Origin of the sequence: Nostoc sp. UHCC 0302 (assembly GCF_038096175.1) — a bacterium.
GTDB lineage: Bacteria > Cyanobacteriota > Cyanobacteriia > Cyanobacteriales > Nostocaceae > UHCC-0302.
In genome coordinates this window covers 5120319-5142841 of record NZ_CP151099.1, presented here as the reverse complement: position 1 = coordinate 5142841, position 22523 = coordinate 5120319, and the positions used below count along the sequence as shown (strand labels likewise).

19 protein-coding genes and 1 CRISPR repeat array are annotated in these 22523 nt (G+C 39.8%); of the genes, 13 read left to right on the top strand and 6 right to left on the bottom strand.

Features of this window, described 5'->3' with window-relative positions; translation table 11 throughout:
- Window positions 1–190: 190 nt before the first annotated feature.
- Together WKK05_RS22375 and proB are read left to right on the top strand one after the other, a co-directional pair.
- Complete coding sequence (locus WKK05_RS22375; protein WP_341525273.1) at window positions 191–730, top strand: YqeG family HAD IIIA-type phosphatase; 540 nt, start codon at window positions 191–193, stop codon at window positions 728–730.
- Between the two features lie 258 nt (window positions 731–988).
- Window positions 989–2098 (top strand): glutamate 5-kinase, encoded by a 1110-nt coding sequence (gene proB, locus WKK05_RS22370; RefSeq protein WP_341525272.1) that lies wholly within the window; start codon window positions 989–991, stop codon window positions 2096–2098.
- Between the two features lie 295 nt (window positions 2099–2393).
- Here proB and WKK05_RS22365 read toward each other — a convergent pair whose 3' ends face one another.
- From WKK05_RS22365 to WKK05_RS22355, 3 genes are all read right to left on the bottom strand, one after another.
- Window positions 2394–3827, bottom strand: coding sequence for an ABC transporter substrate-binding protein (locus tag WKK05_RS22365; RefSeq protein WP_341525271.1), 1434 nt, complete (start codon window positions 3825–3827; stop codon window positions 2394–2396).
- A 58-nt stretch (window positions 3828–3885) separates the two neighbouring features.
- Window positions 3886–5316: a serine/threonine-protein kinase gene (locus tag WKK05_RS22360; protein WP_341525270.1), complete on the bottom strand. Its 1431-nt coding sequence runs from the start codon at window positions 5314–5316 to the stop codon at window positions 3886–3888.
- A 74-nt stretch (window positions 5317–5390) separates the two neighbouring features.
- Window positions 5391–5630, bottom strand: a complete 240-nt coding sequence (locus WKK05_RS22355) for a hypothetical protein (protein ID WP_341525269.1) — start codon at window positions 5628–5630, stop codon at window positions 5391–5393.
- 82 nt (window positions 5631–5712) lie between these two features.
- On the opposite strand from WKK05_RS22355, the gene WKK05_RS22350 reads away from it, so the two are divergent.
- Both WKK05_RS22350 and WKK05_RS22345 read left to right on the top strand, forming a co-directional pair.
- Window positions 5713–5928, top strand: a complete 216-nt coding sequence (locus WKK05_RS22350) for a hypothetical protein (protein WP_341525268.1) — start codon at window positions 5713–5715, stop codon at window positions 5926–5928.
- A gap of 141 nt (window positions 5929–6069) precedes the next feature.
- Entirely contained in the window at window positions 6070–6342 is a 273-nt protein-coding gene (locus WKK05_RS22345; protein WP_341525267.1) for a hypothetical protein, read from the top strand.
- A gap of 4 nt (window positions 6343–6346) precedes the next feature.
- Here WKK05_RS22345 and WKK05_RS22340 read toward each other — a convergent pair whose 3' ends face one another.
- Window positions 6347–7096, bottom strand: coding sequence for a Mut7-C RNAse domain-containing protein (locus WKK05_RS22340; protein WP_341525266.1), 750 nt, complete (start codon window positions 7094–7096; stop codon window positions 6347–6349).
- A gap of 1160 nt (window positions 7097–8256) precedes the next feature.
- On the opposite strand from WKK05_RS22340, the gene WKK05_RS22335 reads away from it, so the two are divergent.
- A complete protein-coding gene (locus WKK05_RS22335; protein WP_341525265.1) occupies window positions 8257–9234 on the top strand; it encodes a sucrase ferredoxin in 978 nt (325 codons plus the stop codon).
- Window positions 9235–10083: 849 nt separating this feature from the next.
- Window positions 10084–11204: a CRISPR direct-repeat array (repeat unit 37 nt; unit sequence GTTTAAATTCATCAAAATCCCTATTAGGGATTGAAAC).
- A 270-nt stretch (window positions 11205–11474) separates the two neighbouring features.
- On the opposite strand, the gene WKK05_RS22330 is transcribed toward WKK05_RS22335, so the two are convergent.
- Window positions 11475–13064, bottom strand: a complete 1590-nt coding sequence (locus WKK05_RS22330; RefSeq protein ID WP_341525264.1) for a helix-turn-helix domain-containing protein — start codon at window positions 13062–13064, stop codon at window positions 11475–11477.
- A gap of 1411 nt (window positions 13065–14475) precedes the next feature.
- Between WKK05_RS22330 and fdxB the strand changes: the two genes are divergently transcribed.
- The 8 genes from fdxB to WKK05_RS22290 all read left to right on the top strand — a co-directional run bounded on the left by fdxB (window position 14476) and on the right by WKK05_RS22290 (window position 20724).
- Window positions 14476–14769 carry a ferredoxin III, nif-specific gene (gene fdxB / locus WKK05_RS22325; protein ID WP_341525263.1) on the top strand — a complete coding sequence of 98 codons (294 nt, stop codon included), beginning with the start codon at window positions 14476–14478 and terminating at the stop codon, window positions 14767–14769.
- A 544-nt stretch (window positions 14770–15313) separates the two neighbouring features.
- A complete protein-coding gene (locus WKK05_RS22320) occupies window positions 15314–16315 on the top strand; it encodes a cytochrome c oxidase subunit II (protein ID WP_341525262.1) in 1002 nt (333 codons plus the stop codon).
- Between the two features lie 75 nt (window positions 16316–16390).
- Window positions 16391–18079: a cytochrome c oxidase subunit I gene (gene ctaD, locus WKK05_RS22315; protein WP_341525261.1), complete on the top strand. Its 1689-nt coding sequence runs from the start codon at window positions 16391–16393 to the stop codon at window positions 18077–18079.
- 60 nt (window positions 18080–18139) lie between these two features.
- Window positions 18140–18730: a heme-copper oxidase subunit III gene (locus WKK05_RS22310; RefSeq protein ID WP_341525260.1), complete on the top strand. Its 591-nt coding sequence runs from the start codon at window positions 18140–18142 to the stop codon at window positions 18728–18730.
- 147 nt (window positions 18731–18877) lie between these two features.
- On the top strand, window positions 18878–19363 hold the full coding sequence (locus tag WKK05_RS22305; protein ID WP_341525259.1) for a hypothetical protein: 486 nt from the start codon (window positions 18878–18880) through the stop codon (window positions 19361–19363).
- A 34-nt stretch (window positions 19364–19397) separates the two neighbouring features.
- Window positions 19398–19574 carry a hypothetical protein gene (locus WKK05_RS22300; protein WP_341525258.1) on the top strand — a complete coding sequence of 59 codons (177 nt, stop codon included), beginning with the start codon at window positions 19398–19400 and terminating at the stop codon, window positions 19572–19574.
- Between the two features lie 5 nt (window positions 19575–19579).
- Entirely contained in the window at window positions 19580–20191 is a 612-nt protein-coding gene (locus WKK05_RS22295) for a cupin domain-containing protein (protein WP_341525257.1), read from the top strand.
- Window positions 20192–20241: 50 nt separating this feature from the next.
- Window positions 20242–20724 carry an ArsC/Spx/MgsR family protein gene (locus tag WKK05_RS22290; RefSeq protein ID WP_341525256.1) on the top strand — a complete coding sequence of 161 codons (483 nt, stop codon included), beginning with the start codon at window positions 20242–20244 and terminating at the stop codon, window positions 20722–20724.
- Window positions 20725–20801: 77 nt separating this feature from the next.
- On the opposite strand, the gene cysK is transcribed toward WKK05_RS22290, so the two are convergent.
- A complete protein-coding gene (gene cysK, locus WKK05_RS22285; RefSeq protein ID WP_341525255.1) occupies window positions 20802–21761 on the bottom strand; it encodes a cysteine synthase A in 960 nt (319 codons plus the stop codon).
- Window positions 21762–22523 lie beyond the last annotated feature (762 nt).

Genomic DNA, 22523 nt, shown 5'->3' with positions numbered 1-22523 from the left:
TTGGAAGTTTTTGAAGTTAGAAGAAAATTACGTATATTATTGATTTGAATAACTATTACATTAAAACGATAGACAAAAATTTAGGTATTTTATCTCAAAGTGTTCGGCGAGATAAGGGAGAATAACTAATAACTAATGCTTCATACTTAATGCCCCTTGCCCAATACCCAAAGCTCAATTACTGCTGACTATGACTTGGAACAATATCTTACAGCCTGACTTGATTTTAGAAGGTTCAGTGTTGAACCTAACGCCAGACATTATCCAAAAATATGGGCTGAAGGGGCTGGTTTTAGATGTAGATGAAACCTTAGTACCTTTTACAGTGGGAGTTGCTTCCCCAGAATTACAACAGTGGGTGGAGCAAATTCGTGCCTGTGTTGCACTGTGCTTGGTGAGTAATAACCTAAGCGAAGCACGAATTGGTGGAATTGCCCGCTCTCTTAACCTGCCTTACTACTTGGGTGCAGCCAAGCCCTCGCGGCGCAAAATCAGAGCAGCACTTACAGCCATGAATTTACCAGTGCATCAAGTGGGGATGGTAGGCGATCGCTTATTTACTGATGTCATCGCAGGTAATCGCTTGGGAATGTTTACAATCCTTGTAGAACCGATTGTCCATCCAGACGCTGCTCTCCGTTCTCATCCAATACGCAACTTTGAAGTCTGGATATCCGAAATTTTAGGAGCCTCTATTACTCCTAAAAAAACAAAAATTCACAAACCTTGACAAATCATCAGGAAAGTAAATCTAAAGAAATGATTAAAAAAACTTACCCAAGCGAAAAAATCGGGGATTATAAGTGTTAATAACATGGGGTCAGCAAAAAAAGACCTTAACTCATAACAGATAAATATAAACCCGTAAAGCGTCAGCCTTCACTTATAGAGGGACTGGCGCTTTACAAATTGAGTTAGGAGTTAGAAGTTATGAGTTATGAATTCAATTTAACTCCTAACTCCTAATTCATAACTTCTAGCTTTTTAGATGCCCAAAACAATTGTTGTTAAAATCGGTACTTCTAGCCTGACTCAACCAGAAACAGGACAATTAGCACTGTCTACCATTGCTACTTTAGTGGAAACACTTTGTTATTTAAGACGCCAGGGGCATCGAGTGATTTTGGTTTCCTCTGGTGCTGTGGGGGTAGGTTGTGCGCGGTTGGGTCTAACCGAACGCCCCAAAGCGATCGCGCTCAAACAGGCAGTCGCAGCAGTTGGACAAGGCAGATTAATGCGCGTATATGATGATTTATTTACTACCTTACAACAGCCAATTGCTCAAGTATTGCTAACTCGCAGCGACTTGGTACAACGCAGCCGCTATCTCAATGTTTACAACACCTTTCGGGAACTCCTGGGATTGGGGGTAATTCCCGTAGTGAATGAAAATGATACGGTAGCAGTTGAAGAATTGAAATTTGGTGATAATGATACCCTTTCGGCATTGGTTGCCAGTTTAGTAGAAGCAGATTGGCTATTTTTGCTCACAGATGTAGATAGATTGTACTCAGCAGATCCGCGTTCTGTACCGGATGCCCAACCGATCGCTTTGGTTAGTAGTATTAAAGAATTAGCTCAATTGCAGATACAAACAGGCTCTCAAGGCTCTCAATGGGGTACTGGTGGGATGGTGACCAAAATTTCTGCGGCGAGAATTGCGATCGCGGCTGGTGTGCGGACTGTAATTACCCAAGGGCGATTTCCGCGCAATATAGAAAAAATTATCCAAGGTGAACCTATAGGTACACACTTTGAGGCGCAACCAGAACCGACTTCTGCCCGTAAACGTTGGATAGCTTACGGTCTTGTACCAGCTGGTAAATTATATTTGGATGAAGGTGCGATCGCGGCAATTTCTCTAGCGGGAAAATCCTTATTGGCGGCTGGAATTAAAGCAGTAGAAGGAGACTTTGACACACAAGATGCTGTGCAATTGTGTGATATCAAGGGTGAAGAAATCGCCAGAGGAGTTGTAAATTACAGCAGCGATGAACTGCAAAAAATTCGCGGGCGTCATTCGCGAGAAATTCCTACAATTCTAGGTTATGACGGTGCTGAAACCGTAATTCATCGGGATAATTTAGTTTTGATTTAGTAAAGTTATAGCAATTGCCAGGCACATGAAATACACCCCACCCGCGCTGTCGCGCACCCTCCCCAAAGCATCGGCTACCGTGTATACACAAATCAAATTACCCCCCTTAATCCCCCCGATGCATTGGTGGGAAACAAGAAATCTAGTTCCCTCCCCTTTGCAAGGGGAGGGTTAGGGTGGGGTAAAAACTTGGTTAATCAGCTATTTTAGACTTGTGTATACACCGTAGCTTACCAAGGGTAGCCACTGCGTTGGGCGGGCAATGCCGACTCTATAAACTACCAAAATCGCTATTTCACTGTACCAGTACAAAATTGTAGCCAGTACTAGAAGAACAAGATTGGCTTGATTCACAAGGCTCAACTTTGACTAAAAAGACTCCACCCTGGCGTTGACCTGATGGCGAAAACTGAATTTTTCCGGTTGCTCCTGTTGCTGAAAAATTAGGATTGGACAACGCTTTTTGCAAACTCTGGCGGGTGATACCCTCTTTTAAGCCAGCAATAATTACTTGCATAGCATCATAAGCGATCGCAGTTCGTGGACTTACCTGTCCGCCCCAAAGTTTAATAGCTTTATCACCAAAAGAATTGTTTCCACCAGCATTATTATTAGCATTCTGATGCCAAGGTACAGGCAGTACTATCCCTTTGACATCTCCTTGCCCAAACTTTAAAAGTTTTTCGCCATACATCTGTTGGGAACCAAAAAGAGCAAGCCTACCTTTATTTTCTCTAGCCACATCGATAGCTGCATCGATTTTGTCTGGTCTAGGATTTAATAGTAAGGCTTCTGCACCATCAGTTATGGCTTTAGTGATAAAATCACTGGCTCTAAAATTTTGAGCTGATAAATTGCATTCTGTGTCCGTAACTTTGCCACCAGCTTTAGCAATGAAATCAGCGTATTGTTTTTTAATTGCCTGACTTCTTTCTGCTTGTGCCGAATCTAAGCAAATAGCGACATTTGTTCGCCGTTCTTTTTTAACGATATATTCGGCAATAGCTTGAGTAAAGTTGTCACGATCTGGACTTGCATAAAATACGTATCTTGTCTGTCCAGATTGTGTTTGGTCTTGTCGAGATTGCGTTGTTGGACTTCCAGGAGAAATCCTGACCAAACCCTTATCGTTATAAATTTTTTCGTCGCGGCCAAATCCTACGACTGCTACAAGGCTAGAGTCTTTAACAAATTGATCATCTAGCTCTTTTATCTTGTCAAATTTATCAACACTGGCAATTTGAATTGCCAACGGTAAACCCTTGATTCCACCACTATTATTAACTTCATCTTGAGCTTGCGCCACTCCGCGTAAAAGCTCTTTCGCCTCATTTAAAGTCAGACCAATTGGTGCTATAACCGCAACTTTTAAAACTTGCGATTTAGCAATTTTGGCGTTATTCAAATAAATTAATGATTCTGGGTCATTACGATTGCTTTGCAGAGATGATTGAAATTTAGTGACAGCAGTGGCAAAATCATTAGATGCAAAAGCTTGTACTCCTGCTTCTTTATCAGCAGTTTTATCTGCCGTCACTAAAATTTTTGCACCTAAACTGACTCCTTCCGGAAAAGGGGAATTTGGTAGTAAAGGTGAAGGTGGGTCATACATTGCATTTTTTGAAATACTCGATGAAAATCTCCCTACTATAAATAAAATACCTGCTACCATTACTCCTGCTATACCCAGAGAAACAAGTAACCTAATATTTTCTTTTTTATTATTCATAAATTATTACCCAAATTAACTAAATTAATTCTTGAATTTAAATACCCGTCTTGATTAATCAAAAGTATTGCGAAATTAATTTGTTCATTAGTTGAGAAATACCCAAAATAATAAATGATAGTAAGCCAGCAAGAATGACTAGCAATACGACAATCAGTATTCCATTGGGGCCTGATTGCAGAGGATTAGCAATTCGGAGATTTTGGAATACAACTACAATGAAGATGTTTGTAATTACGGCAATAATAAATAAATAAATTTTTTCAAACAACGAGCGAGATTGACTAAAGAGCAACACCCCTAAAATTATTAGCCATAATCCAGAGCTAAGCCAGATCGTGCTGATAAAACTTAAAAGAGCGATCGCCACGAATGAACTACCAGAACCAGCGATTATTGCTCCGGGTAATAATTCTTTAATGGAGAATGGCGGTATGTATACAGTCGCTTGCTGGTTAGCAGTATGTTGGTTTTTCACCTGTTGTGGTGAAGCCTGCTCTTTGCCCTTACCTGAAGGCTGAGTTTGTGGCTGTGGTGCCGAGATGTAATGAGGTGAAATTATTGTGGGAGGTACACTCATCTGTGAAGGCAGAGAGTTTAAGTCTTGTAATACTGCTTGCACTGACTGATAACGCTGTTCATGGGTTTCTACCAAAAACTTATCAATAATCAGCCCTAATTCCTCACTTATCTCTTGTGACAAATGCTGTCGCCAATTAGAAGTCCAGCTATAGCCTTGTTTCATCCACAGTTGTGAGGGAGCAACATTTGTCAGCATATGAAAGCAAGTTATTCCCAAACTGTAGATATCGCTGGCTGGATAAGCTTCACCTACCTGAATTTGCTCAATTGGTGCATATCCCAAAGAACCGATGATTGTTCCTGGTGAACCGTTTACTGATTCTGTCTTTTGCTTTGCAACACCAAAATCAATTAGCACCAACTTACCATCATATTGACGGCGAACGATATTTTCTGGCTTAATATCTCGATGAATCACCTGTTGTTGATGTATTGCCCCAAGTACAGGTAACAAATCATTCAAAAGTTGACGAATCTTTATTTCATCAAACATCCCTTGCTGGTTTAATTCCTGCAAAAGATTTTGCCCTTCAATAAACTCCTGCACTAAATACAGATAGTCATCTTCTTTAAAGTAGGCATACAAAGTGGGAATTTGATCATGTTTCCCTAGTTCTTGGAGGCGTTTTGCTTCTCTCTCAAACAACTCAGTCGCTTTTTTCTGTGCCTCACTACCACGACCATTATAAAATTGAGAACGTACAAGCTGCTTGACAACGCATTGTTCATTCAGCTTGTCTATATCCTCTGCAATATAGGTGCAAGCAAATCCCCCTCTTCCAAGTGGTTTGATAATGCGGTAACGATTTCGTAGTAGTGATACCAACCCTGTCCCGCAACTTAGACAGAAGTTTGCCTCATCAGGATTTTGAGGATTAGCGCAATCGGGATTGAGGCAGCAGATCATATAATTATCGCTGTCATTTTAATTGTTATTAAAATATACCTCAAATTCAATAGAACTACTATGAAAATAAGGAGCTACTGTGTATTTTTAAGAAAATTTACCAAACTCCGCCAAATCTTTGTGCTTTTGTAATGGGTAGTCCGCTCAAGTCGGGAAACCTGCCCTGGTCTTATTGGTTCTTTCTCCAAAATCTCTCTAGCATTTTGTGTCATATAAGATCCTGCTATCAAACGTTCGACATCGCTAGTTTCGTTCCGCCAAAATCGAGAGCTAAAATCAATGTCATAGTTTTTATATTCTTCCCATACTACCACAACGTCTAGTTTCTTTCTCTAGAAAGATGTTTGCGATCGCCATAAATTCAACACTAAAGAAAGCTGTACTATTTAGAAATTCATGACTACCGATCCAGATCCATTTTTCGATTTAACTGAGGCTAAAGAACCTCCTCGCTCTCTTGATATTGAGCATGAAGCGGCTCCTATTGAACCAAAAGAAGTTAGCAGAGATGTCCAGCCAGACCCTCTTCCTGGTGATTTTAACAGCCAAGAGGAAAGCACAGAGGATATTGAAAATAGTCCAATAATTACTGCCAATCTTTCGGCTGGCTAGCTATTTGAAACCTCAATTATGAACATTGTTGGCTCAGTCAGGGCAAACACATCTGAATTTTTCCAAAATATAACTACTACAAGTACGGGAATCTAAAATTTAGATAAGTTAGCCCTGCTGAATTATTTAGGAAATAAGACTATGCCTAAAATAGTAGATGTCGATTTTAATTCTGTTGATGTAGAGTTATTTCTGCAAGAGATGACTACAACGCAAATAGATACTGTAGTTGGTGGTTGTTGGCAAGCTAAAAAACCTAATCCTTGTGTTTGTGTAGTCATTATTCAGGGAGGTATAAATAATGTAAAAAATACCTATAAAGCTCCAGGTGCAATCGAAGGTAAGAATGTTAACAGCGTAAACAATTCTGGAAAAATTTACATTAATGGAAGAGAGATAAAATCAAAGTCATAGCTTTTTAATCGCCTCTTTTTGAGCCAAGTATGTCGTCAATAAACTGTTGCAATTTCTCATAATGTGAGCCTTTCCAATAAATGCGATCGCAATCTGGACAGCGGTTAAAATTATCAACCTGCTGCACATTTTTTGGCAGTTTTTCAATAATAGATTGCTTATCTACAGATTCTAATAATCCGTTGCATCGTAAACAACGTTGAAAAGGTGATACTAATTTAAATAAGTCAAAGCGTTGCAGTATTTCCAAGGTTTGTTGCTGAGGGTTAGTATTTCTTACATAATATCCATGTATCACCAAACTACGCATCAACAAACCTTTATCACGCGTCAAGAGAATCCGTTCTTGGCAAGAGGAAATATTTGCTAATTCTTCATCTTTGTAATCATTGCGGTATAGAGTATCAAAGCCTAAAAGTCGTAAAGATGTTGCTAGCTTACCTAAGTGAATATCTAAAACAAACCGGATAACACTAAGCGATTTTGGTAGAACAGAAACACTTGCTGTATTAATCTCCCTAGCAGAAATTGGATAAACATCAATATTATCTCTATCCTGGACAATATAAGAAAAATTTACATATTTTCCATTAACTTTTATACAATCAACTTCAGGATGAGGGACGCCCAAGGCCTCAATCATGTCTTTAATTGAGGCTCTCTCACCAAAAAAATGAGCTATTTTTATTTGCTTTTGATGCCGTGGTAAAAAATAATTCAATTCTGCATAGAAGCTAAAATATGCAACAGCCATAGTATAAATCTTTAGATTACTTAGGGCTTATTCTTTTGTTTCCCCTTCTTCATAATCAGGAGAACTTGCCTGAACTGCTTGTAATAAATTATTACAATTGCGAAAGTTTATCTTTAGTATTGAAAGTATAAATGCTCATTTTAGTTAGACTCATCTAGCATAGAATACTTGCTAGCCTTTATTTAACTAGCTTACAGGAATTCATAACTTGTATTAAGCTTCACAAAATTTATCGAATACTTGCATTTGTTATTGAGTTTAGTTACAATTAAGCTAAATAACTTAAATGTGATTGATAAGAAGTTAGATTAGGTAGTAGAGCAAATACTAAATTTGCCAGTGCTGATGTATGTAACACCACCTAATCTTGAATGTTAGCTTCTTAATCTAGGCTGTAAGAGTAAATTAACCATTTACTCTTAATTCGGCTATTCTTATTTTTTTCTAAAATTATTGAGAAATATTTGCAATATGTATAGATTGATAGATACATTAAAGGCAGATAGTGTGAAAGAATTCAGGAAATGGTTTGCTAATGCGATCGCTATTGATCAAGTGTTCCTGAATTTAGCTTTAATGCATACCTTGCAAAGGTGGCGTAGAAGTATGCTTTTATGCGTAAAGACAGGATCTGTCGCTAGCAATGCAATTCAAGATAACTTCAGCAAAACTTTAAATAAGTACCTTGCTGTTTGCAATATTTGCCATTGTAATATTAGCCACACGGTTACTAGAGAGAGATTGACTATCGGATACTCTTAAGCGATCACTCAGATGTTGCTAAAAAGTTTTCCTTTTTTGAAGAAGGCTACGCAACATCGCTCAGAGTTGAACATATTTGATTTTTACCAGGAAACTTAGTTGAGAAAAGCTGAGTTTCAGCGAGTAAAAATTTCTGAATAACCAAGCCATCGCGGATACAGAATCAAGGTTGTTGATACGGAAAAATCTCTCTTTGGGTTATTGCACCCTATTATAGAGAGTTTATTAACCGGAAATAAGTTTCCTGAAAAGGATGTTATAAAGTGGCTACTTGGCTTTAAATAGTAAATGCATATTGTTCTTTTTTAGCTTCTAAAGTTCAAGAGATTGTCGCCAAGAATACAATTTTAGGTTGTGCCTATCCTTTGTCCATAAAATAAATTAATGAGTACAGTTTGATGGATACTTTTTTTTGTTCTGACTATTCACGCCAAACAGGAGAAGATATTATTGGTAGCGCGACCAATTATCAAACTTATGTTTTAGTTGAGTGTCCTCCACCTTGGATGTCAGAAGCCTTTAATTCCAAATGGGTTCCAAGGAATTTGAGGATTTTAGTAGAGGAAGTGAAGCGTGCTAAGTTACCGATTAGATTCCTCTTAATTGCTAATGATTCATCGCATAAAGTAGACGATACAACTGTTTTAATTTATCAAAGACAGGAGGGGTTGAGTAATGGATATCGCAAGCAAGAGTTTAAACTGGCAAATATTGAGCAAGTAGCAGCAGTTGTCCAAAAATGGTTATCGGGTATAAGTTCTGCCTCAGAAGTTAACACTAGTGAGACTAGAGATATTTTAGTTTGTACTCATGGTAGCCATGACAAGTGTTGTGCTAAATATGGAAATCCCTTTTACTTCAACGCTATCGCTACTATTTCTGATTTGTACTTAGATAATGTGCGAATTTGGAAGTCAAGTCACTTTGGTGGACATCGTTTTGCACCAACAATTATAGACTTGCCAGAAGGAAGATATTACGGTGTTCTTGAGCAAGATTCCTTGAAAGCGATTTTGACTCGAACTGGCGACATTCAATGCTTAAATAAAATCTATAGAGGCTGGGGAATTCTGCCTACCGCGCTTCAAATTTTGGAAAGAGAACTAATCCTTCGCCACGGATGGGATTGGTTTAACTACAAAGTTGCAGGCAAAATCCTAGAGCAAAGTTTAGATAATAATACAATTTTAGCTGAGCTAACTTTTGAAAATACTTCTGGTTCTGTCTACACTTACCAAGCTAAGCTTGTAAAAGATAAATGCCAGAGTCAACGAGTCAAAAGTTCTTGCCATGCTACACAAGAATTAGAAGTAATTAAATATGCTGTTGCTAGTCTTGGGGTTACCTCTAGCAAGTTAGTAACTTATAGTGTGTAAAAATCTGGTTTTTATATCTATACAGTTTAGTTAAGATTCAAAATCAAAATTTTATGTAACGTGAATTCAACAGAATTCGACAGATTTAATGTACCTTAACGCAAATTTGACAAACCTCTCCCTGCCTTGAACTAAAGTTCAAGTCTGTCCCTCTCCGACTCGGAGAGGGACGGTTTTGCGTAGTAAAATCTCTTAATTTTGTAAGCAAAATGTCTGTTTGTCTTCTCAAACCCCAGTTTGCGTTCTCATTTTGCTTAAATGCTTTCTCAAACTGGGGTTTGCTTACTCATTTCAGTAGATTCAGCAAGCATTTATAGATATTGCTTTCTCAAACTGGGGTTTGCTTACTCATTTCAGTAAATTCAGCAAGCATTTACAGATATTGCTTTCTCAAACTGGGGTTTGCTTTCTCATTTCAGTAGATTCCGTAAGCATTTTGGTATTTTCCGCAAGCAAAAAGGCATATTGCTTGTGTCTCTACTAACGTATTTGGATTATTCTGAAAGTTACATGGTATAAGATACCATTTGCTTTTACTTTCTCTGCGATCGCTCTCACTAAGATTGAGTGTAATGAAGAGCAAATGCTCTTGCAGCTGGTGTCAACCAGTAGGTGTTTTTCTTCCAAGATGAAATTTTGTCGCTCAAAAGCTTATTCTGTCTGGCTTTGAACTCTGTTTTATCAATCTTGAGGTTGACACCCAACCTGCTAACCCTTGCTGGAACTGCTTTTACAATGATTAATCCTTCTCGGTGTCTTGACAACCAAACGCCGAAAAGCTATCTTAGTTTCGGGTTGACACTTTTGAACCTTGAAAACCAAATATATCAACGCTTCTACACCCCAGCAGTTTAAATTCATCAAAATCCCTATTAGGGATTGAAACGCTGGAACACCTATATAAAGAGCCTAGCGCACCGTTTAAATTCATCAAAATCCCTATTAGGGATTGAAACCTTGGGGGAACATTGACATTCATAACTGTTTGTTATACAAGGTTTAAATTCATCAAAATCCCTATTAGGGATTGAAACTTGTTAACCACTCACCTTCCATCTTTGCAAATGGGTTTAAATTCATCAAAATCCCTATTAGGGATTGAAACTAGAACCAAAATTGATAGTAGCAGCTTGATGAAGGTTTAAATTCATCAAAATCCCTATTAGGGATTGAAACCTTTTTTTATGTAGCATCTACCAAAGCAATTATAGTTTAAATTCATCAAAATCCCTATTAGGGATTGAAACAATTCTGGATACTCACTGACTTTCATAAGAATGAAGTTTAAATTCATCAAAATCCCTATTAGGGATTGAAACAAGTTCCAGTATTTCTTCAATGGAGTCTTTCGCGTTTAAATTCATCAAAATCCCTATTAGGGATTGAAACGTGATTGATTCAACAACTACCCCGGACACAGTTTATGTTTAAATTCATCAAAATCCCTATTAGGGATTGAAACATTCCTGATATCTTCGGGGTTGCGATTGCCAGCGTTTAAATTCATCAAAATCCCTATTAGGGATTGAAACATGCGATCGCCTTTATCCTCACGAAAAATTCAAGGTTTAAATTCATCAAAATCCCTATTAGGGATTGAAACTCACCGCCCATTTCTTTCTCACTTGGCATCCCTCAACTCACGTTTAAATTCATCAAAATCCCTATTAGGGATTGAAACCACGAAGGATTAGAATACTGCCTTAAGGTTAGGATCGGTTTAAATTCATCAAAATCCCTATTAGGGATTGAAACGGGCCACTTGGACTTGAGTTGGGAACAACTAGCGTTTAAATTCATCAAAATCCCTATTAGGGATTGAAACTTGGAGGGACACACCGCAGTAGAAGCGGCTAAACTGTTTAAATTCATCAAAATCCCTATTAGGGATTGAAACTAGGCAGAGTAATCGTGCTATTTGCGTTTGAGGGAAGTTTAAATTCATCAAAATCCTTATTAGCTTTAATTTAGTAGTGGCGTGTCAAGGCTAAAATAATGCAATAAATAATTGCGGAAAACCCTATTTTTAATGCAAAATACGAGTTTTATAATGCACTGTTTTAGCTGTGCCACGCCACTACTGGTGCTAACATTACACACAACTAATCGAATTATCCAAAATCTTAGAAAACCTCACCTGTCCTTACAGATATGCCCTGCTTCGTAATCAGAGAGACAGGTTCTGCTACGCAAAACCAGAGTGAGATTTTGATTTATGGGTTTTAGGGTAAATATCAAGATTAAGCCATATTTAGCACTTTTCGCAGCAGTACTTGGTCTTCTAACTTGGCTTTTAAACGACCATTTTCGACATCTCGAATCCAGCTTTGGCTTTTACCTGTAAGCTTTGCTAATTCTCTTTGGGAAAGATTCAAATTTTTTCGCGCTTGCAAAATCTGTTCACCCAGCAAGTCGCCTGTAATTTTAGACTTCCTTCTGCTTTGAACAGTTCGCCGCTGTTTCTTTTCCGATTCTGAAATTTGCTGTTCCCATTCTGCTGGCAGTTCAAAGGCCAAAATCCGTGCATTCATTAGCAGATTCCACTTGCCACGGGGGCCTGCATCTGTGAGGCGAGTTTCACCACCACCATCATTAGTCCAAAATTCTAATGCTTCATCTGGATCTTCAGGTAAATCTACTAACTTTGCCCACAAAGGTTGAATTTCTGGCGGATAGGTAATTGGATCGAAAATTGGTTTCATTCCGTAGTGGTTGAGAACTTCTAAATCGCTTTCAAAAGTTCGCAACAAACGCTTGCGTTCATCTCGTTGTCTGGAAGCAAGAGCCACTTTTTCTTCACCGTAAGCAACACGTAGTAAGGTAGGAACAGTGATGCGTTGTTCTTTACCCATTTTGGTTTTAAACAGTAACCAGAGCATTAGTCTTACTGCTCCTTCGTGTTGCTGCCAAATACTCATAACTGTGGTTAACAGTGTTTTAGGTAAGCTGCCGTATTGATAGAATGCGGTTCGCTCTTTACACGCTTGTTTGTTTAAGAAATACTGCGCCCATATGCCGGCTTTTACTTTAAAAGTTAGTCCTACGAGATATTTGCATCCGAGATTGTCTTCTTGAAAGTGGTGTTGAACATCTACCAAGTGCCATAAGCGACTACCTGTAACTGAAAATCCCTTGACTCGGCCTTGTTGAGGCCAGTTAATAGAAATGAGTAGAGAGCAAGCTTGCTGAACGATATTTTTCATTAAAGTCAGCTTGGCAGGTTTGTTCAAGTCTTTGCGTTTCTCCAACCCTAGATATTTCTCAATTTGCCGCTCATCGATGGTAAACTCTTGCTCCCAAGGTTGGTCTAAGGCTGTAGCGTAAGCTGCAAAAATCAGATGGATGCAAGCAGCTTTAATATCTAGTCCTTCTATTGCTGTTAAATCTGTTGCCCGATCGCTCACTTTAAATGGATCTTGGATATGAAAGGCGATCGCACCCCGACCTTGATTAACTTGTCGCCCATAACATAAGTAGCCCTCTTCATCAGTTTCCCAATGTAAAGAAGTTCGTTGCGCTAGTACATTACAAGCTTCCCAAATGACAATTGCCGAAGCAAATGGGTTATTCTTTCCATTAGAAAACAAATCCAAACTGGTAGCATCTCTCGGTTCAACTTTGCATCTACCTTTTTTCGCCTGCCAAGGAATAGGAGAATTAGTTGGACAAGCTATTACACATTGTGGTTCTGAGTAATAACCCTCGCAATTGTTACAAAGATGAGGGTCGATCCAGTATTCATTGTTTTCTATTTTGATTGCACCCGTAGGACATTGGGGACGGCAATTGTCACATCCAACGCAACTGTTGTTAGGAATTGTATAAGGCATAAGGCTGCTTCCCACCTAATCGTTGAGATGTCTGGCTCAGGTCTCCCCTGGATGTGTCCTGTTTATTCATGAATCGCTACCAAATTATTTGTTAGGCAAGAATAATCTTTTCCTACCCCACTAACTCCCCACATCCTTATTCTGACTTCGCATCCAATTGGAGGTTATTTAAGGCTTTTTACTGAGCCTATTATTACTTATTTATTTAATAAATATTTCATAAAGACATTAATAAGTTTGTTCACAATGAGCCTAGAACTACTTCTTAACATTTATTTCAAATAGGTACTTTGTGAACATTTCATTATTACCTGAGAAACCTTAGCCAAAGACTTTTTACTAACCATTTACCCCTACTATGAATAGCTTACAGCGAATTTATTAATAATTTTAATATTTAACTGATATTAACATTCTGCTATAAAGGTTACATTTCTTTTCGTGAATCAACTATCCTTGATTATGTAAGTTAAGACGAAAATAAAATGTTTTTTTCGCCAGTATTTACATAGATATTTAAATGGGAACTTAATCGATAATTATTGCCTTAAAAAATACATAACGCAGAGATGAAAATGTAATAAATAAACATAAAAATATGTATATAAAAATACGGTTTTAGATACATTTATTTGCTGAAAACTAGGAAGATTTGCGAAATAGTCTCATTATCTGATAGTTCTTGAATTACAAATCCTATTAGTAGGGAGGTAGAGCTAGTCAGCTTAAGCCCTGGCGAATGGAATTCGCGGCTATACAAACCAAGCCCTTTCGGGTTCGGGGGTGACGCTCCTAACGTCGCTAACGCTACGCTATCGCAAGACGCTCCTTTGTCGCTAACGCTGCGCTAACGACGGAAACCGCCAACTCTTGGAGACGCTCCGCGTATCGCTAAAGCGAAAGCTCCGCTAACGCATAGCATCTCCGATATGAGAAGGCGCTAGCCTCTCACGAGTGGGAGAAGACTGCGACCCCCTCACCGCCTACGCGGACTAATGGAAAATTAAGGGTTTGAAACCCACGGAGGTGGGTTTTGTATTTCGACCCCGCTCAACACAAGTTTGTGTAGACGCGGTTTCTAACCGCCCATTTCGCTGTGCGTCTCTACAGTAAACCGATGTTACACCCAATTAAAAACTGCTATGAGATATTAATTCACAGAATTTTTTTGATAGACAATGCTGTGACATGTGCCAGAAAAACACTGTAATCAACATCTATTTATCATATCTATTGCTAGTAAGTTTCATTTATTAAATCTAAACTAAAAAGCAAGAGAAACTTGTGCTTAAAGTTATTAAAGTTTGATGAGAAAAAGTTCATTTTTTATTAGCAAAACTAAAAATTATTAGGTTAATATGATGATTAATGTACAAACAGATTACTAGGCAAAAGCGGCGAGGATTTATTCATGGCACAACTAACAGGATTGACTTACGGTGGTAAAACTTGGACACCTAAATTTGCTCAAGTAATTGATAAAGACAAATGTATCGGCTGTGGCAGATGTGTTAAAGTATGCGGCTATAATGTATTGGATCTGAAAGCACTGAACGAAGAAGGCGAATTTGTTGAAGATGAAGATGATGAAGAAATTGAACGGAAAGTAATGACAGTTGCTTATCCAGAAAATTGCATCGGTTGTGAAGCTTGTTCTCGGATTTGTCCCAAGAACTGCTATACCCATGCTGTATTAAACAATTAAGGTTCTTGAAGCTAGTCAAAATTGTTGTTTGTTCTGGAGGTTCTGTTCTTAGAAAGCGCGATGTACCAAGCAAGGTAAATAGAGGGGAATACTAAATATTTACCGTAACTAAGCAAAAAGTTCACAGTAAACAAATCCGTAAATCGTCAATTGTTAGTTATTAACAAATTTAAACTTGCTGCTAATACAGCCTAATCAAAATTAGGACTAACAGTATCCTCTAAGAACAATTAGCTTTTCTGTTACCAGAGGGGCTGCATTTGTCATCGGAGTTGAAATATAATTTACTATTTTTTGGGGGAAAGATATGAAAAAATCTGGAAGTTTCCCCCATTTTTTTGTGAGTGCGCGTTAGAAAGTTAATAAGTGAAAAAAAGGGATTGGGGACTAGGGACTGGGGACTGGGTACTAGGAAATGTGAACTAAAGATAAATCTTCAACCCAAATATCCAATTCCCAGTACCCAATCACCAGTACCCAATCCCCAGTACCCGATCATCAATTCCCAGTACTTTAAAGACGTTTTACAGAGCAGGTACTATGTATGCAACAAATTCCTGTTTCACTATGGACTCTGGTTGCTGGGATAGTAGTTACAGCTATCAGTGTTTGGATTGGTCATAATCACACTCTACTTCCAGAACAAGCATCACTACAAGCGCCTTTGGTAGATGAATTTTTCAATATCATGTTTACCATTGCGATCGCTCTCTTTTTGGTAGTAGAAGGAACGATTGTGGTTTTTTTGATCAAGTATCGTCACCGTCCGGGAGATGATACCGATGGTGCGCGAGTCGAGGGTAATGTTCCTTTAGAAATCTTTTGGACAGCAATCCCAACATTAATTGTCCTGTGCTTAGGCATTTACAGCGTAGATGTTTTCAACCAAATGGGAGGCTTTGAGCCAGCAGGACATCCTCATTCTTCGGCTCATGCTTCTCATATGAGTGGGAGTGCGATCGCAGCTACTCTAGATGATGCCTCCCAAGCAACAACCGCACCAACAATCGCCCCAACAATTGGAATCGGTGCATCTCCCAAAACCCTAAACAAACCAGCGGACTTGGTTGTGAATGTCAAAGGGATACAGTTTGCTTGGTTATTCGACTATCCTGAAAGTGGCATTTCCTCTGGAGAATTACACGTTCCAGTCGGTGCTGATGTCCAGCTCAACCTTTCAGCACAGGATGTCATTCACTCGTTTTGGGTTCCCCAATTTCGATTAAAGCAAGATGCGCTTCCTGGTATTCCTACAGAACTGCGATTTGTCGCTACTAAACCAGGTACATATCCCGTAGTTTGTGCTGAACTATGCGGTGGTTATCACGGTTCCATGCGGACACAAGTAGTTGTCCATACGCCAGAAGAATATAAAAGCTGGCTGACAGAAAACCAAATTGCTCAAAAGGAAAACTTGCAACAAGTTGTTGCAATTAACCCAGCCAACTTATCTACATCAGAGTTTCTCGCTCCCCACGTTCATGATATGGGGATTAGTGCAGCAACTGTTGAGTCATTAGTCATTGGTCAGGAGAGACGCGATTAATCGCGTCTGTACAAGAATCAAGAGTCAAATTTAATTACTTTGCTGGCTCTAGACTCCGCATAGCGGTAAAAAATTATGACACAGGTAGAATTTCCCCGGAATACGCCACCAGAAAAAGATAAACCGGAAACTCTGGTAGTTGCCCACACTTCCCATCCCCCTGCGTGGAAATGGTACGACTACTTTACATTTAATATTGACCACAAAGTTATTGGTATTCAATACCTAGTAACGGCGTTTGTGTTCTATTTAATCGGTGGATTGATGGCGATCGCTATTCGTGCCGAACTAGCAACACCAGATGCAGATGTATTAGATCCGAATCTATACAACGCTTTCATGACTAATCACGGGACGATCATGATCTTCCTGTGGATTGTTCCGAGTGCGATTGGTGGATTCGGTAACTATCTAGTGCCGTTGATGGTTGGTGCTAGGGATATGGCTTTCCCGAAGCTGAATGCGATCGCCTTTTGGTTAAATCCACCAGCTGGATTACTGATATTAGGTAGTTTCATTTTTGGTGGTTCACAATCAGGTTGGACAGCTTATCCACCTTTGAGTATAGTTACAGCGCCCATCGCGCAAACTATGTGGATACTTGCGATCGTTTTGGTGGGAACTTCTTCAATTTTGGGTTCACTGAACTTTGTGATCACCATCTTGATGATGAAGGTTCCCAGTATGAAATGGGATCAAGTACCCTTATTCTGCTGGGCAATCTTAGCAACCTCCATCCTAGCGCTGCTTTCCACACCTGTATTAGCAGCGGGTTTAGTTCTGCTGTTGTTTGACATCAACTTTGGCACTTCTTTCTTTAAACCAGACGCAGGCGGTAACGTTGTTATTTACCAACACTTGTTCTGGTTCTATTCTCACCCGGCAGTATATTTAATGATTCTGCCCATCTTCGGCATTATGTCCGAAGTAATTCCCGTTCACGCCCGTAAGCCCATTTTCGGATATAAAGCGATCGCTTATTCCAGTGTGGCAATTTGCGTTGTCGGTTTGTTCGTCTGGGTACACCATATGTTTACCAGCGGCACACCCGGTTGGATGCGGATGTTCTTCACTATCTCAACCTTAATCGTTGCTGTGCCTACTGGCGTCAAGATTTTCGGTTGGGTTGCTACTCTTTGGGGTGGTAAAATTCGCTTCACCAGCGCCATGCTGTTCGCTATTGGCTTGTTATCCATGTTCGTCATGGGCGGCTTAAGCGGCGTGACGATGGGAACAGCACCCTTTGATATGCATGTCCATGACACATATTATGTAGTCGGACACTTCCACTACGTCTTATTTGGTGGTTCCGTGTTTGGTATCTACGCAGGTATTTACCACTGGTTCCCCAAAATGACCGGACGCAAGCTGAACGAAACCTGGGGACGGATTCACTTTGTCCTCACCTTCATCGGTACTAATCTGACCTTTTTACCGATGCACGAGTTGGGTTTGCAAGGAATGCCGCGGCGCGTAGCCATGTATGACCCCCAATTCATCGACCTGAATCAGCTTTGTACCTTTGGTTCATTTGTTTTAGGGATATCAGTAATTCCCTTTGCCATCAACATCATTTACAGTTGGAGCAAAGGAACTTTGGCGGGCGATAATCCTTGGCGTGCTTTGACTCTAGAATGGACAACCAGTTCACCACCTTCAATTGAGAACTGGGAAGTTTTACCTGTTGTCACTCATGGCCCTTATGACTACGGTCAGGATGTGGAACTACAGCCAGCAGTAGCCACACCAGAAGTTAGTGCCTAGATAGGACGAGACGTTGCATCGCAACGTCTCTACCTGACATTTATTCATCAGGTCAACAGTATGACTATAGCGACGACTACTACAGAACATCACGAAGAACATCATCCAGATTTAAGAGTCTGGGGATTGTTGACATTCCTCGCTTCTGAATCCCTAATGTTTGGCGGATTTTTTGCCACTTATTTGTTCTTTCGAGGTACTACAGAAGTGTGGCCTCCAGAAGGAACTGAAGTTGAACTATTATTGCCAACAATTAACACCATCATTCTGGTATCCAGTAGTTTCGTGATTCACTGGGGTGATACCGCGATTAAAAAGAATGATGTCAAGGGAATGCAAAAGTGGTACATCGTTACCGCCATCATGGGTGTAATTTTCTTGCTGGGTCAGGCTTATGAGTACGCAAGTTTAGGATATGGTCTGACTACCAATGTTTTCGCTAACTGCTTTTATATCATGACTGGCTTCCACGGTTTACACGTTCTTGTGGGAGTGTTATTGATATTAAGTGTAGTATGGCGATCGCGTCGTCCTGGTCAATATTCTGCAACCAATCATACTTTCATCGAAATGGCAGAAATTTACTGGCACTTCGTAGATATCATCTGGATTGTTCTCTTCACTTTGGTGTATATTCTTACGTTGTTTTAGGGAATTGGGGACTGGTGACCGGGGACTGGTGACTAGGTATTAGGGAAAGGGAAAGAGCTAAAGCAAAAATTATCTCTTTAACCTTATTCCCTTCTTTCCCAGTACCCAATCGCTAGTCCCTAGTCCCCAATCCTCAAGGAAATAATTATGCAAGCTGATACTAATCGATTCTCGTGGTTTGAAGTTCCAGATGATATCAAAAAGTTATTAATATTGGCAGCACAAACCTGGGAAAACACCTCTGAATCAGAAAAGTATATTCAAGAAGCTTTAGCTAAAACTGGGGAAAATACCGATGTTTTGGTAGCAGCATATAGATTTTTCTATTATAAAAATAATTATGTTCTAGCATTGCAAACAACAGATAAGTTATTAGATAAAATTAAAGAAGCAGAAAAATTTCCTGATGATTGGGATGAGCTTCAACCTATATTAGTCAATCGGCAAGAAGACCCCCAAATCAGATTGTACTTGAATGCCTATGCTGCTTCTGGATTGGTACTAGCAAAGTTAGGAGCGATAGAGCAAGCTACAAAAATAAGTGCCAGAGTCAAAGAAATTGCCCAAAACAATGACTTTGGAGCGGGATTTTTGCTGGATATTTTGACTCGTCCAGCGGAAGAAGATGATTAATTAACAATCAACAAGCAAGGAAGTTTGAATAGTCATGAGTAATTGGTTATCTAGTGCATCATATTCTTTTCGCTCACTGGGATTAACTACTGATCCTAATAATGTTATTTCCCCAGTGCTCACCGTACCTTCTCTACCTGCTTCCACAACTATACCTACCATTTATCCGCCAATAATTATCTTACCTTCATCTTCTTCACTGTCCTTTTAAAGGTTATGAAAGGTAAGGACTGGCTACTAACTGGAGACGGAGACTATCAAGCCTGTAAATCTGTAAGAGCGTGGGATTTGCTGCGGGAGAATTATCGCTTTTATCGGTTTTTAACTGAACTGGAAGATGTTCTCAATAATGCAGATGATGAATCCAGCCGTCTTCCAGATATTCGGATGCTCGTCAGGCGTTTAATTACGAATTCCTACTGGGTACGAAGTCAATATTTAGAGCCTTCTGCCAAAACAGGAACTTCGGTTCTACTCCTATACGATGAATTAGGTTTTCCCTTGACAGTGCAAACAGTAACATTTGCACCAGGAACCCTGTCAAATATTCATAATCATGGGACATGGGGAGTTGTAGCGGTGTTAAAAGGTCAAGAAAAAAACACTGTTTGGCGACGCACCCACAGCCCAGAATTTGAGGACAAAATTGAACCATCAGGAGAGATAACACTATTTCCAGGAGATATTATGAGTTTTACTCCTGGTGCAATTCATAGTGTGCAAGCAGTGGGTGATGAACCTACTGTGACTTTTAATATTTATGGCGAAACTGATCCAAAAGAGCGATTTGAATTTGATTCAGTTACCCATAGTTCTAGGAATTTCTAGTAGGGACGCATAGCTGTGCGCCCCTACAAACGACACTAGGAGGCAGTTGAATGGCAAGAGTAATTTTCTATAGTAAACCGGGCTGTAAAGGTGGTATTAAACAAAAAGTATTGCTCACAGCAGCCGGTCATGAAGTGGTAGCACACAGCCTATTATCAGAACCTTGGACAGTTGAACGGTTGCGCTCATTTTTTGGCGATCGCCCCGTAACCGAGTGGTTTAATCCTTCTGCACCCAAGGTAAAATCTGGTGAGGTGGTTCCTGAAAAACTGGATGAACAAACTGCCTTGTTGCTAATGTTGCAAGACCCTTTGTTAATTCGTCGTCCTTTGATTGAAGTAGGCGATCACCGCGAAGTAGGTTTTGATACTGAAAAGCTTGATGCTTGGATTGGCTTAAAGCCTGTAGATGAATCCTTACGAGCAATCAGCGAAAGCCTGATGAGCCAAGACTTGCAAGGTTGCTCTCACGGTCATGGTCATCACGAACATGATCATGAACACCACCAAAAAGGTGGCTGTAAGAATCATTAATTTATACCAATTAAATTAATGATTGCAACAAATCCTTTGCTAGAGACGCGATAAATCGCGTCTCTACAATGGTTTATTTAACGCACGCCAGCAGTTTCTAGTGTCAAATCTTGAAACATGGGTGTGCTGAGGTAACGTTCGCCAAAGGAAGGCTGAATCATCACGATTAAACGTCCGGCATTTTCTGGACGTTTACCTACTTGAATGGCGGCAGATAAAGCAGCGCCAGAGGATATCCCAGATAATAATCCTTCTTCTTTTGCCAGGCGTCGTCCAAGTGCGATCGCTTGTTCATCGCTGACTCTAATCACTTCATCAACTAGTTCTAGACGCAGCACATCTGGGACAAATCCGGCTCCAATGCCTTGGATTTTATGTGGCCCGGCTTCACCACCAGAGAGTACTGGACTGTTGCTGGGTTCAACTGCGATCGCTTGAAAACTTCTTTTGCGTTGCTTGAGTACTTCGGCAATCCCGGTAATTGTCCCGCCAGTACCTACCCCAGCAATCACAATATCCACTTCGCCATCAGTATCCGTCCAAATTTCTTCGGCGGTAGTGTCGCGATGAATTTTGGGATTAGCTGGGTTGCGAAACTGTTGCAGCATATAAGCATTAGGAGTGCTAGCTACAATTTCTTCGGCTTTGCGAATTGCCCCGCGCATCCCCTCAGTCCCTGGTGTTAACTCTAGAGATGCACCATAAGCTCTCAGCATAGCTCGCCGTTCTTGACTCATCGTCTCCGGCATTGTCAAAATCAAACGGTAGCCACGCGCCGCTGCTACCATCGCTAGCGCAATTCCAGTATTGCCTGAAGTTGGCTCTACTAAGATCGTTTTCCCTGGCTCAATTGAACCCTCTGCTTCTGCTGAGAGTACCATGCTTACCCCAATGCGGTCTTTAACCGAAGCCGCTGGGTTCATGCCTTCTAGTTTGACAACTATCCTCGCCACTACTCCCTCAGCTTGAGGAATCTTGTTTAGCTGAACTAAAGGAGTTCGTCCAATCAGTTCTGTGATATCTTTAGCAATTCGCATGAATTAACTCCTAGAATTCTAAATCTTATGGAGGGTATTTACTTATAACAATAAGCTTTTGTTGATTTACTTTGCAGTTTCGTACAAGTTGGCGCATAAACTATATATTTTAACTAAATCACCCTATTTAGATGTTTAAGAAGAACTTTTGTGATATGTTCTCTATGCTTACTTGCTCCAGCCTGGAGTTAGCTTAACCATACTCAGATTTTACCATTCCCCAGCATCAAGGAACTGGCATTAGCAGAGAACGAGTGTCACCCATAGGGCTTTTCGTAGACATCGCTTTTTCGGCTGAGATGATATTGCCCAGACGGTTCCTTACTAACCAAGGATTGTAGAAAACAACCTGGATGATGGGCAAAATTTTTAACATTACTTTTAATATTTCGTATTTAGTCAGGAAAAGCAAATTTATTGAAATAACTTTAATGGTTTTTATTGATTATTAGATGTATATTTGCCAAAAGAGACAAATTTATTTTTTGAGTACAAACTTTTTTGCTAAATAATTGAGCGAAAAAACACTCCTATGTCAATGGCTGCATTACTTTAAAGCTGAGTACTCCAAATACTAGAACCCTACTCCATAAATACTAGAACCCCACCCTAAAAATACTAGTACCCATACCCCAAGAAATTTTTATAATACTTATCAGGTAAGAGTTTCAGGCTTTGAGTACTCTTGTAATATATTTAATAATCTTAATCTTGCTGGGGTAGACTGTTTTGTGAAGAGGCGACTGATATAAAAGCTATAGG